Below are 13,385 nucleotides of genomic sequence, written 5' to 3'. Positions count from 1 at the left end.
GGCCGCTTTGCGGCCCTTTCGCGACACAAGGCCGCTCCCACAGTTACCGCGTAATCAGCGCAGTTTCTCCAGCATCTGGTAGTACCACATCCCCGCCGCCAGCAGCGGGTTGCCCAGCAAATCCCCCATCGGCACCCGCACATGCTTGCACTGGGCAAAGGTGTCGAACTTCTCCAGCGTCCCGGTCAGCGCCTCGGCCATGATCTCGCCCATGATGTGGCTGGTGGCAATCCCGTGCCCCGAATAGCCCTGGCAATACCACACGTTGTCCGACAGCTTGCCCAACTGGGGGATGCGGTTGACCACGATGCCCATGGCGCAGCTCCACTGGAACTCGATCGGCACGCCTTTCAATGCCGGGAAGGTGCGCTCGATGCACGGGCGCAGTTCGCCTTCGATATCCCGTGAATCACGGCCGGAATAGTTGGCGCCACCGCCAAACAGCAGGCGCTTGTCGGCGGTCAGGCGGTAGTAGTCGAGCACGAAGCGGCAGTCGTACACCGCCAGGTCCTGCGGGTTGATCTGCTCGGCCAGTTCCCCCAGCGGTGCGGTGGTGACAATGCCGCCCATGGCCGGGAAGATCTTGCCCTTGAGCTGGCGCTTTTCCAGCTTGTGGTACACATCGCCAGCCAGCATCACCTGGCGCGCCTCGACCCGCCCGTGAGCAGTGACCACCGCCGGGCGCAGGCCGTGGACGATGTCCAGCACTTCGGAGTTCTCGAAAATCAGCGCCCCCAGGCCATGGGCTGCACGGGCCTCGCCCAGGCACAGGTTGAGCGGGTGCAGGTGCAGGTTGCGCAGGTTCTTCAGCGCGCCCAGGTACAGCGGGCTTTGCAGGTGCTCGGCCATGCCGTTGCGGTCCAGCAGTTGCACCTGCTCGCCCATGCCGCGCCGCCGGGCCTCGGCTTCGAATGCGCGCAGCTCGTCCATGTGCGAGGGCTTCATCGCGGCATGCAGGTGGCCGCGCTTGAGGTCGCAGTCGATGCCGTAGCGCGCCACGCGCTGCTCGATCACCTGGTGCCCGCGCCAGCGCAAGTGCCAGATGAAGTCATCGACCTCGGCACCCAGGCGGTTGCGCATCTGCGTGCGCATGGCTTCGTCGCCCGACAGGCTGCCGGTGACCTGGCCGCCGTTGCGCCCGCTGGCACCCCAGCCGATGCGGTTGGTTTCGACGATGGCCACTTTCAGGCCACGCTCGGCCAGTTCCACCGCCGTGGCCACGCCGGTAAAGCCGCCACCGATGATCGCCACATCCACTTGTACCGTGCCCTTGAGCTGCGGGTACTCGGTGTGGTCGTTGAGGGTGGCGCTGTAGTAGGACGGCGCGCGCTGCGCCGGGCCCTTGTTCAATGCTGCGTTCATGGGTGTTCCTTGTTAGGTGGGGGCTCAGGCCTGGTGCAGGTACCAGCGCCAGTCCTGCTCGCTGACTTCGGCCATGAACTGGCGGTACTCGGCGCGCTTGACCTTCAGGTACACGCCAAGGAAGTCCTCGCCCAGTGCTTCGCGAGCCCAGCTGGAATGCTGCAGGGCATCGAGAGCGGTCAGCCAGTCGGTGGGCAGGTGTTCGGTGGCCTGGGCATAGCCGTTGCCTTCTACCGGTGCCCCCGGGTCAAGTTGTTCACGGATGCCCCGGTGGCTGGCGGCAAGGATCGCCGCAGCGGCCAGGTAGGGGTTGGCGTCGGCGCCGCAGATGCGGTGCTCCACATGCCGGCTGTTGGCCGGGCCGCCCGGTATGCGCAGGCTCACGGTACGGTTGTCCACGCCCCAGGTCGGCGCCAGCGGTGCATAGCTGTTGGCCTGGAAGCGGCGGAACGAGTTGGCGTTGGGGCAGAACAGCAGCAGCGAGTCGCGCAGGTGGCGCAGCATGCCGGCCACGGCCTGGCGCAGCAGCGGGGTACCGGCCTTGTCCTCACTGGCGAACAGGTTGTTGCCGGCGCTGTCGGCCAGGCTCAGGTGCATGTGCATGCCGGTGCCGGCCAGTTGCGCGAACGGCTTGGCCATGAAGCAGGCCTGCATGCCATGGGCATGGGCCACGCCTTTGACCAGGCGCTTGTAGCGTACGGCCTGGTCCATCGCCTGCAGGGCGTCGCCGTGTTCGAGGGTGATTTCCACCTGGCCGGGGGCGTATTCCGAAATCGCCGTGCGGGCCGGGATGCCCTGGGCTTTGCAGGCGGCATAGAGGTCGGCGAGGAACGGCTCGATCTGCTCCAGTTCGCGCAGGCCATACACCTGGGTGGTGCGTGGGCGACCGCCATCGTTGTCCAGCGCCGGTTGCGGGCGGCCCTGGGCATCTGGTTGCTGGTCGAGCAGGTAGAACTCCAGCTCGCAGGCCATCACCGGATGGTAGCCGTCGGCTTTCAACGCCTCGATGGTTCGCAGCAGCACGTGGCGCGGGTCGGCGATGCTGGCCGGCAGGCCCTCGCTTGGGTGCATGCTCACCTGCACTGCGGCGGTCGGCACCCGGCGCCAGGGCAGGCGCACCAGGCTGCCTTCAAGCGGGTAGGCGCGGCAGTCGATATCGCCGACGTCCCACACCAGGCCGGAGTTTTCCACGTCGTCGCCGTTCAGGGTCAGGCCGAGGATGGTGCTGGGCAGCGGCCGGCCGGTCTGGTACACGGCCAGCAGTTCCTCGCGGTGCAGCAGCTTGCCGCGCGGTACGCCGTTGGCGTCGAGGATGAACAGTTCAAACAGCTCGATATCGGGGTTGTCGGCCAGAAAACGGCTGGCCTGCTCTACGGGTGCAAAGTGCATGATGGATTCGCTCACGGGCGCACAGGGCCACCGCGCATGCAGGCGGCCCGGCTGATTCAAACGGCCAGACGACGGCCGGGTTGGGTCACGAAGGCGTGAGCGAGAAATCCGGTGGGCGCGCGTGACGGCAGTGCCACAGGGCCCAGAAGGCAAGGATGATGTGGACCAGCGGATTTTCACCGGCACGGCGCCGGGCCTTCGGCAGCGAAGGGCGGGACAGCGGTGGGGCGATGGGCTGGACGGGAGTCATGCCTTTGATACTCACATGCGGCGTAAGGTTGATTAAAGCAGTGAATGGCAACCTTTACATCGCATTTGGCTAAACATATGTGCTGTTGCAACTGGCCTCTTCGCGGGTGAACCCGCTCCCACAGGATCGCATCAAGGCTGAGAGCTGTGGGGTACCTGTGGGAGCGGGTTTACCCGCGAAGAGGCCGGCACAGGCAGCAGAGAACCGGCAAATCTGCGACAATCGCGCATCCTTCGAATGCCGATCATGAAAAAGCAGGCCCACCTGCATCACTAAAAAGCCCCATGACTGACCACGCCATCGACAAACTGCTGCAAAACCTCGACCACGCCATGATCGCCGACCGCCATCGCCTGCGCCGGCAATTGCACGAACTGCGCAAGCGCCCAGACGAGGCAAAGCTGGCGCAGTGGGTGGAAAAGGTCCAGGCGTCCTGCGCCCAGGTCACCGCGCGCCAGCAGAGCGTGCCGACCGTGCGCTACGACGACAGCCTGCCCATCGCTGCCAAGCGTGACGAAATCAAGAAGGCCTTGGCCGAACACCAGGTGCTTGTGATCGCCGGCGAAACCGGTTCGGGCAAGACCACCCAGTTGCCGAAGATCTGCCTGGAACTGGGCCGTGGCAGCCATGGCCTGATCGCCCACACCCAGCCACGCCGGATCGCCGCCCGCAGCGTTGCTGCGCGGGTCGCCGAAGAACTGGGCACGCCCCTGGGCGGGCTGGTCGGCTACCAGGTGCGCTTCGAGGACCAGAGCGACGCCAACACCCTGGTCAAGCTGATGACCGACGGCATCCTGCTGGCCGAAACCCAGCACGACCGTTTCCTCGAACGCTACGACACGATCATCGTCGACGAAGCCCATGAACGCAGCCTGAACATCGACTTCCTGCTCGGCTACCTGAAGACCCTGCTGCACCGTCGCCCGGACCTGAAGCTGATCATCACCTCGGCTACCATCGACCTGGAACGCTTCTCCAAACACTTCGACGGCGCACCGATCATCGAGGTGTCCGGGCGTACCTTCCCGGTGGAAACCTGGTACCGCCCGCTGACCAGCGAGCAGGACGAGGAGGGCAACCAGATCGAGGACGACCTCACCGTCGACCAGGCCATCCTCGCCACGCTGGATGAGCTGGCGCACCACGAGCGGAGTGAGGGCAAGGGCCCCGGCGATGTACTGATCTTCCTGCCGGGCGAGCGGGAGATCCGCGATGCCGCCGAGATCTTGCGCAAGGCGCAACTGCGCCATACCGAGATCCTGCCGTTGTACGCGCGCCTGTCGCCGGCCGAGCAGCAGCGCATCTTCCAGCCGCACACCGGGCGCCGCGTGGTGCTGGCCACCAACGTCGCGGAAACCTCGCTGACCGTGCCTGGCATCCGCTATGTGATCGACACCGGTACCGCACGCATCAGCCGCTACAGCTACCGCGCCAAGGTCCAGCGCCTGCCCATCGAGGCCGTGTCGCAGGCCAGTGCCAACCAGCGCAAGGGCCGCTGTGGCCGGGTCGAGCCGGGCATCTGCGTGCGCCTGTACAGCGAAGAGGATTTCAACAGCCGGCCGGCGTTCACCGACCCGGAGATCCTGCGCACCAACCTGGCGGCGGTGATCCTGCAGATGCTGCACCTGCGCCTGGGCGCGATCGATGCCTTCCCGTTCATCGAGCCGCCGGATGGCAAGGCCATCAGCGACGGTTTCAACCTGCTGCAGGAGCTGTCGGCGGTCAACCGCGAGAACCAGCTGACGCCGATCGGCCGCCAGCTGGCGCGCCTGCCGATCGACCCGCGGTTGGGGCGCATGCTGCTCGAAGGCGCCCGCCTGGGCAGCCTGCAGGAAGTGCTGATCGTCACCAGTGCGCTGTCGGTGCAAGACCCGCGCGAACGCCCGCCGGAGCGTCAGCAGGCCGCCGACCAGGCCCACGCGCAATGGAAGGACGTGGATTCCGACTTTGCCGCGCTGGTCAACCTGTGGCGTGGCTTCGAGGAACAGCGCCAGGCGCTGACCGCCAACCCGCTGCGCAACTGGTGCCGCAAGAACTTCCTGAATTACCTGCGCCTGCGCGAATGGCGCGATGCCCATCGCCAGCTGGCGCTGATCTGCCGTGACCTGCAACTGACGGTGAACAAGGACCCGTCCGACTACCCGAAAATGCACAAGGCCATTCTCAGCGGCCTGCTCAGCCAGATCGGCCAGAAGACCGAAGAGGGCGACTACCAGGGCGCCCGCCAGCGGCGCTTCTGGGTGCACCCGTCGTCGGGCCTGGGGCGCAAGCGCCCGCAGTGGGTGATGGCTGCCGAACTGGTCGAAACCACCAAGCTGTACGCACGCATGGTGGCCAGGATCGAGCCGGACTGGATCGAGCCGCTGGCCGGCCACCTGGTCAAGAAGAACCACTTCGAGCCGCACTGGGAGAAGAAGCGCGGGCAGGTGGTGGCCTACGAGCAGATCACCCTGTACGGCCTGATCCTGGTCGGCCGTCGACCGGTGCATTTCGGCCCCATCGACCCGGTCACCTCGCGCGAGCTGTTCATCCGCGAAGGCCTGGTGCGTGGCGAAATCCAGTCGCGGGCCAAGTGCCTGGCGGCCAACAAGCGCCTGCTGGAAGAGCTCGACGAACTGGAGGCCAAGGCCCGCCGCCGTGACATCCTCGCCGACGAAGAGACGCTGTACGCCTTCTACGAAGCGCGCCTGCCGGCGGAAATCCACCAGACCGCGACCTTCGACAGCTGGTACCGCATGGGCAGCCAGAAGGACGCCAACCTGCTGATCATGCGCGAGGAAGACGTGTTGGCCCGTGAGGCCAGCGAAGTCACCGCCGCGCAATACCCCGACAGCATGCAGGTGGGCGAGCTGCGCCTGCCGCTGAGTTACCACTTCGAGCCCGGCCACCCCCGCGATGGCGTGACCGTACGGGTGCCGGCACCGCTGCTGCCGAGCCTGCCGGGCGAGCGCCTGGAATGGCTGGTGCCGGGCCTGCTGGAAGCCAAGTGCGTGGCGCTGGTGCGCAACCTGCCCAAGGCCCTGCGCAAGAACTTCGTGCCGGTGCCGGACTTCGTCAAGGCCTCGCTGGCGCGCATGACCTTTGGCCAGGGCGCATTGCCGCAGGCCCTGGGCCAGGAGCTGCTGCGCATGACCGGCGCCCGTGTGCCTGACGAGGCCTGGGACGAGTCGGTCAACCTGGTTGAAGGCCACCTGCGCATGAACATCGAAGTGGTCGACGGCCAGGGCAAGTTCCTGGGTGAAGGCCGCGACCTGGCCGAGCTGACCGCGCGCTTTGCCGCCGCCAGCCAGGCAGCGCTGGCCGTGCCGCGTGACGCCAAGAGCGAGCAACCGGTGCAGGCCAAGGCTTTCAGTGAGGTGAAGCAGACCGCGCAGCAGAAGATCGCCGGCCTGTCGATGACCGTATACCCGGCGCTGGTGGAGGAGGGCGGCACCGTGCGCGAGGGGCGCTTCTCGACTCAGGCCGAAGCCGAGTTCCAGCACCGCCGCGCCTTGCAGCGCCTGTTGCTGCAGCAGTTGGCCGAGCCGGCCAAGTACCTGCGCGGCAAGCTGCCGGGACTGACCGAGCTGGGCCTGCTGTACCGGGAAATGGGCCGGGTCGAGGCGCTGGTCGAGGATATTCTGCTGGCCAGCCTGGACAGCTGCATCCTTGAAGGCGAACAGCCGCTGCCACGCGATGGTGCGGCCCTGGCTGGCCTGGCCGAGCGCAAGCGCGGCAGCTGGGCCGAGCATGCCGAGCGCCTGGCACGGCAGACGTTGGAAGTGCTGAAGCTGTGGCATGGGCTGCAGAAGCGCTTCAAGGGCAAGATCGACCTGAGCCAGGCGGTGGCGCTGAACGACATCAAGCAACAGCTGGGCAACCTGGTGTACCCGGGCTTCGTGCGCGAAACCCCCGGGGCCTGGTTCAAGGAGCTGCCGCGTTACCTCAAGGCGGTGGAACTGCGCCTGGAGAAGCTGGGTTCGCAGGTACAGAAGGACCGGGTGTGGAGCGGCGAGCTGGCCAACCTGTGGGCGCAGTACAAGGCCCGTGCCGACAAGCATGCCCAGGAAGGCAAGCGCGATGAACAGTTGACCCTGTACCGCTGGTGGCTGGAGGAATATCGGGTGTCGCTGTTCGCCCAGCAGTTGGGGACCAAGGTGCCGATTTCCGACAAGCGATTGAGCAAGCAATGGAGCCAGGTGGAGGGCTAAACTTCCGCAGATGTGGCAATATTGATGCAATTTGGGGCCGCTTTGCGGCCCCTTCGCGGGCACGCCCGCTCCCACAGGTGATGTGCAAGGTTCGCTGCCTGTGCTGTACCTGTGGGAGCGGGCGTGCCCGCGAACGAGGGCGCAGCCCTCGCCTTTAAATTGGCACTAAAGTGCCATTAACCTGTCATGTTTCCAGCCAGCGCCCCGTGGCGATGGCCTTTGACCAGAGGAACGACCGTGCATAACGTCGTGATCAGCGGCACCGGCCTGTACACCCCGGCCCAGAGCATTTCCAACGAAGAACTGGTGGCTTCCTTCAACACCTGGTCGCAGCAGTTCAACCAGGACAACGCCGCTGCCATCGAGCGCGGTGAAGTCGAAGCGGCGCCGCTGTCCGACGCGGCGTTCATCGAAAAGGCCTCGGGCATCAAGAGCCGCTTCGTCATGGACAAGGCCGGCATCCTCGACCCGCAGCGCATGAAACCGCGCCTGCCCGAGCGCTCCAACGACGAACCGTCGGTGCTCTGCGAAATGGCCGTGGCCGCTGCCCGCCAGGCCCTGGAGCGCGCCGGCCGCAGCGCTGCCGATGTCGACGGGGTGATCGTCGCCTGCTCCAACCTGCAGCGCCCGTACCCGGCCATCGCCATCGAAGTGCAGCAGGCGCTGGGCATCCAGGGCTTTGCCTTCGACATGAACGTGGCCTGTTCGTCGGCCACTTTCGGCATCCAGACTGCCGCCAACAGCGTGGCCCTGGGGCAGGCGCGTGCGGTGCTGATGGTCAACCCGGAGGTGTGCACCGGCCACCTGAACTTCCGTGACCGTGACAGCCACTTCATCTTTGGTGATGCCGCCACCGCGGTGTTGCTCGAACGTGCCGACAAGGCCACCTCGGCGCACCAGTTCGATATCGTCAGCAGCAAGCTGTGGACCGAGTTCTCCAACAACATCCGCAACAACTTCGGCTTCCTCAACCGCGCGGCGGAAGAGGGCGAGGGTGCGGCAGACAAACTGTTCATCCAGGAAGGCCGCAAGGTGTTCCGCGAGGTGTGCCCGAAGGTGGCCGAGCTGATCGGTGAGCACCTGCAGGAAAACGGGCTGCAACCAGGCGATGTGAAACGCTTCTGGCTGCACCAGGCCAACCTCAGCATGAACCACCTGATCGTCAAGAAACTGCTGGGGCGTGAAGTGGCCGAGGAAGATGCACCGGTGATTCTCGACCGTTATGCCAATACCAGTTCGGCGGGGTCGGTGATTGCTTTCCACCTGTACCAGGACGACCTGGCCAAGGGCTCGCTGGGGGTGTTGAGCTCGTTTGGTGCGGGGTACTCGATTGGTAGCGTGATCCTGCGCAAGCGCTGATTGAGCGCAAGCCAGTACCGGCCTCTTCGCGGGTGAACCCGCTCCCACAGGGACACCACAGCATTCGAATCTGTGATATCCCTGTGGGAGCGGGTTTACCCGCGAAGAGGCCGGTGCATTTGTCACAGGCAAAAAAAGCGGGAAATGCCGGATGGGGTCGGCATTTCCCGCTTCAGCTGAAGCAGTGCAGGGTGTCGCTTAGAACTTGGCTTCCAGGTCTACCTGCAGCGTGTCTACGTCAGCATCGCTGTTCGGCAGGTTGGAGAAGTCGGTCTTGGCCATCATGTAGGCCGCGCCGAGGGCGAAGTTCTTGTCGATTTCGTAACCCACCTTGAACTTGTGGCCACGGGAACCGGTGAAGCCGTTACCGAAGTCGGAGTCGGTGAACAGGCTGACTACACCGTTACGCTGCACGTCGCGGTAGTTGTAGTCCAGGCTCCAGGCACCGATCTTGCTCTTCAGGCCAGCCAGCCAGGCCTTGTCCTTGCCATCGGTGCTTTCGGTGTTCTTGACGAACTGGCCGTAGGCCGACAGCGGGATGGCGAAGCCGGTGAAGTCGACCTGGCCGAAACCTTCCACCAGCTGGAACTCGTTGGTGGTGTTGCCCAGCGAACGCAGGGCAGCAGATTCCTTGTCGTTGTCGTAGCCGTAGATGCTGCCACCGACGGTGACCTTGACGGTGTCAGCCGCGTTGAACTTGGTACCCAGCTGGGCCGCGTACAGTTGTGCGTCGTGCTTGAACTGCACGCCGTCGCCGTCGACGTTGTCCTTCAGGTTGTAGTGGCCGATGCTGCCGAACACTTCGGCCGGGCCGAGGTTGGTCTTGTAGGTCGCGGCCAGGCCTTCCGGGTTGATGTCGCTGTCCCAGATGATGTCGCCCATGCTCACCCATGGCTGCAGCATCTTGCCGCCGATCAGGTGCAGGTTCGGGACGGCAGTCGGGTGCCAGTCGAGGTAGGCCAGGTCAACCCACAGCGATTTCTTCTCGAAGTAGTTGTCCAGGCTCTGGTTGGTCGAGCGGGCATCGGCGCTGCTGCCGGTGGCCACACGCACGCCGGCGTCGACCTGCGGGTTGATCTCGCTGTAGAAGCCGACACGGGCACGTACACGTTCACGGTCCTGGTTGCCGCTGCGAGCGATCGGGTCGTCGACGTTGACGTCTTCGTAACGCAGGCGCACATCACCCTTGATCTGAGTCTTGGCGGCCCATGCCACTTTCTGTTCAAAGGAGCTCATCCGTTCGGACTGAGCTTTCTGAGCGGCCTTTTCCTTGGTTTCTTGAGCCAGGTCCGCCTGCAGTTCGTTGTACTGCGCCTGGTTGATCGAGCCATTGGCGCGGAGCATTTCGAGCAGCTTGGCGTCGACAGCTGCACTGGCCGGAGTACTCAGAGCCAGCATCATGCCGGTGAGGCTCACTCCGGTAAGTGTAGAAACAAGACGCATAAGGTTCTCCCTGTTGAATAAGATGGGGGAGGCTCAAGCGCCCGCCCCGTGTTGGCATGTCTTCGGAAAGGGCCTGAATAGACAGGTTCTGGGGTTCCGGAAAACAGGCGCAAGTATTGCGGGGGCGAATGACAGATTAATGTCGAATTAGTGGCACTGCGGTTAAGTAATTGAGAATGAAAGGATCTGGCCCGGCGTTGGTGATTTGAGTGGCGGGCCTTCCTTGGGGATACTGGGTACCTTGAGACAGCGAGCCAAAACCGTGACCAGCCTGTATAGCCTTGCCCATTTGCGTGATCTTCCGGCGGCCACCTGGGATGCCCTGGTGCCGGCCGGCCAACCGTTCCTGCGCCATGCGTTTCTCAGTGCCATGGAGGACAGCGGCAGCGTCGCACGCAGCACCGGCTGGGCCGCCGAGCACCTGGTGCTGGAGCGGGACGGGCAGGTACGGGCACTGCTGCCGGCGTACCGCAAATGGCACTCGTTTGGCGAGTACGTGTTCGACCATGGCTGGGCCGATGCCTGTGAGCGGGCCGGCATCGCCTACTACCCCAAGCTGCTGGGTGCCGTGCCGTTCAGCCCGGTCAGCGGCCCGCGCCTGCTCGCCGCCGACCCAGCCGATGGCTTGCTGGTGCTGCAGGCGTTGCCGGAGTATCTGGGCAAGGGTGGGCTGTCTGGCGCGCACATCAATTTCACCGAGCCGGCGCTGGACGAACAACTGGCCAGCCAGCCGGGCTGGATGGAGCGCCTGGGTTGCCAGTTCCATTGGCGCAACCACGGCTACCGCGACTTCCAGGATTTTCTCGACAGCCTGAGTTCGCGCAAGCGCAAGCAGATGCGCAAGGAACGTGAACAGGTGGCCGGGCACGGCATTGAGTTCCGCTGGTACCGTGGGGGAGAACTGGATGAGGCGCAGTGGGATTTCGTCTACCGCTGCTACGCCAACACCTATGCGGTGCGCCGCCGTGCGCCCTATCTGACACGCGCGTTTTTCAGCCTGCTGGCAGAACGCATGCCCGAGGCGTTGCGTGTGGTGATGGCGCGGCAGGGTGGGCGTGATGTGGCCATGGCCCTGAGCCTGGTGGGGGGCGACAGCCTGTTTGGCCGCTACTGGGGGTGCCTGGATGAATTCGACCGGCTGCATTTCGAAACGTGTTTCTACCAGGGCATGGACTTTGCCATTGCCGAGGGGTTGCAGCGCTTCGATGCCGGGGCGCAGGGGGAGCACAAGCTGATTCGCGGGTTCGAGCCGGTGCTGACGCGGTCGTGGCACTACCTGCTGCACCCGGGGTTGCGGCGGGCGGTGGAGGATTTTCTGGTGCAGGAGCGGGAAGGGGTGCGGGCCTATGCCGAGGAGGCCCGGGGGATGTTGCCCTATCGCCGGGACTGATCCATTCATATTGCCTGTGCCGGCCCTTTCGCGGGTGAACCCGCTCCCACAGGTACTGCATAGACCGTGAAATTTGTGCGGTCCCTGTGGGAGCGGGTTCACCCGCGAAGAGGCCAGTACAGGAATCAGTCGACCCCGACAAATCCTCCCGTCTGGTGATGCCACAACCGGGCATACAAGCCTTGCTGCTCCAGCAGTTCACTGTGGCTGCCACTTTCTACAATCCGCCCCTTGTCCAGCACCACCAGCCGGTCCATCCGCGCAATGGTGGACAGCCGGTGGGCAATGGCGATCACTGTCTTGCCCTGCATCAGCGTCTCCAGGCTTTCCTGGATCGCTGCCTCCACCTCCGAGTCCAGCGCCGAGGTGGCCTCGTCCATGATCAGGATCGGTGCATTCTTCAACAGCACCCGGGCGATGGCGATGCGTTGGCGCTGGCCGCCCGACAGCTTGACCCCGCGCTCGCCCACGTGGGCATCGAAGCCGGTGCGGCCCAGGGCATCCGACAGCTGCGGGATGAACTCGTCAGCCCGCGCCCGGCGTACTGCTTCGAGCAGCTCGGCCTCGCTGGCACCGGGGCGGCCATACAGCAGGTTGTCGCGGATCGAGCGGTGCAGCAGCGAGGTGTCCTGGGTGATCATGCCGATCTGCGCGCGCAGGCTGGCCTGGCTTACCTCGGCAATGTCCTGGCCGTCGATGAGGATGCGCCCGCCCTGCACGTCGTACAGCCGTAGCAGCAGGTTGACCAGGGTCGACTTGCCCGCCCCGGACGGGCCGATCAGGCCGATCTTCTCGCCCGGTCGGATGTCCAGGTCTAGCCCTTCGATCACATTGGCGGCCTTGCCGTAATGGAAGTCCACATCATCGAAACGCACCGCGCCGCGGCTGACCTTGAGCGCTGGCGCGTTGGGCCGGTCGGTGACGGTGACCGGCTGGGCGATGGTCTGCAGGCCGTCCTGGACCATGCCGATGTTTTCGAAGATGCCGTTGACCACCCACATGATCCAGCCCGACATGTTGACGATGCGGATCACCAGACCGGTGGCCAGGGCGATGGCGCCGACGGTGATCAGCGACTGGCTCCACAACCACAGCGCCAGACCGGTGGTGGCGACCACCAGCAAGCCGTTGAGGGTGGTGATGACCACGTCCATGCTGGTGACCACGCGCGCTGCCAGCTGGGTTTTCTCGGTCTGTTCGCTGATCGCTTCGCGGGCGTACTGCTGTTCGTAGTCGGTATGGGCGAACAGCTTGAGGGTGGCGATGTTGGTGTAGCCATCGACGATTCGCCCCATCAGCTTGGAGCGGGCATCGGAGGAAATAACCGAACGTTCCTTCACCCGTGGCACAAAGTAGTACAGCGCGGCGATGTAGCCGATGATCCACAGCAGCAGCGGCAGCATCAGGCGCCAGTCGGCCTCGGCGAACAGCACCAGCGAGGTGATGGCGTAGATCAGCACATGCCACAGCGCATCCACCGCCTGCACGGCGGAGTCGCGCAGCGAGTTGCCGGTCTGCATGATGCGCTGGGCGATGCGCCCGGCGAAATCGCTCTGGAAGAAGTTCAGGCTCTGCTTGAGCACGTACGTGTGGTTCTGCCAGCGGATCAGGCTGGTCATGCCGGGGTTGATGGTCTGGTGCACCAGCAGATCGTGCAGGCCGAAGAACACCGGCCGCAGCAGCAGGATCACCACCAGCATCCAGATCAGCTCGCCACTGTGCTCACTGAAGAAGTTGGCATTGGGTGTGCCTTGGGCCAGGTCGATGATGCGGCTCAGGTAGCTGAACATCGCCACCTCGATCAGTGAGGCGAACAGGCCGACCACCAGCAGGGCGAGAAAGCTCGGCCACACCTGGCGCAGGTAATACAGGTAGAACGGCCAGACCTGGCCGGGCGGCGACTCGCTGGGCGCGTCGCGGAAGATGTCGATCAGTTGTTCGAAACGGCGGTACAGCATGGGTGACGACACTCCTGTTTCATCCGGCCCTCAGGCGGTTTCAC

At 64.7% G+C, this 13,385-nt stretch carries 7 protein-coding genes; 3 read left to right on the top strand and 4 right to left on the bottom strand.

The features are described from left to right. Positions 1–54: 54 nt before the first annotated feature. The gene (locus MKK04_RS19760; RefSeq protein WP_241105901.1) at positions 55–1,362 is read right to left on the bottom strand and encodes an NAD(P)/FAD-dependent oxidoreductase; all 1,308 of its coding nucleotides are present in this window, start codon (positions 1,360–1,362) and stop codon (positions 55–57) included. A gap of 24 nt (positions 1,363–1,386) precedes the next feature. Further along, positions 1,387–2,751 carry a glutamine synthetase family protein gene (locus MKK04_RS19755; protein ID WP_207830889.1) on the bottom strand — a complete coding sequence of 455 codons (1,365 nt, stop codon included), beginning with the start codon at positions 2,749–2,751 and terminating at the stop codon, positions 1,387–1,389. A 534-nt stretch (positions 2,752–3,285) separates the two neighbouring features. Between MKK04_RS19755 and hrpA the strand changes: the two genes are divergently transcribed. Continuing rightward, complete coding sequence (gene hrpA, locus MKK04_RS19750; protein ID WP_207830891.1) at positions 3,286–7,191, top strand: ATP-dependent RNA helicase HrpA; 3,906 nt, start codon at positions 3,286–3,288, stop codon at positions 7,189–7,191. A 237-nt stretch (positions 7,192–7,428) separates the two neighbouring features. Beyond that, complete coding sequence (locus tag MKK04_RS19745) at positions 7,429–8,550, top strand: beta-ketoacyl-ACP synthase III (protein ID WP_233693743.1); 1,122 nt, start codon at positions 7,429–7,431, stop codon at positions 8,548–8,550. 198 nt (positions 8,551–8,748) lie between these two features. Here the strand turns inward: MKK04_RS19745 and MKK04_RS19740 are convergent, their stop codons facing one another. Beyond that, complete coding sequence (locus tag MKK04_RS19740; RefSeq protein WP_025340175.1) at positions 8,749–9,993, bottom strand: putative porin; 1,245 nt, start codon at positions 9,991–9,993, stop codon at positions 8,749–8,751. A 262-nt stretch (positions 9,994–10,255) separates the two neighbouring features. Between MKK04_RS19740 and MKK04_RS19735 the strand changes: the two genes are divergently transcribed. Further along, complete coding sequence (locus MKK04_RS19735; protein ID WP_207830895.1) at positions 10,256–11,383, top strand: GNAT family N-acetyltransferase; 1,128 nt, start codon at positions 10,256–10,258, stop codon at positions 11,381–11,383. 125 nt (positions 11,384–11,508) lie between these two features. Here the strand turns inward: MKK04_RS19735 and MKK04_RS19730 are convergent, their stop codons facing one another. After that, positions 11,509–13,341: an ABC transporter ATP-binding protein gene (locus MKK04_RS19730; protein WP_207830897.1), complete on the bottom strand. Its 1,833-nt coding sequence runs from the start codon at positions 13,339–13,341 to the stop codon at positions 11,509–11,511. Positions 13,342–13,385 lie beyond the last annotated feature (44 nt).

It is taken from the genome of Pseudomonas sp. LS.1a, assembly GCF_022533585.1.
In the GTDB taxonomy this organism is placed as follows: domain Bacteria; phylum Pseudomonadota; class Gammaproteobacteria; order Pseudomonadales; family Pseudomonadaceae; genus Aquipseudomonas.
This window is presented reverse-complemented; position numbering and strand designations above follow the sequence as displayed.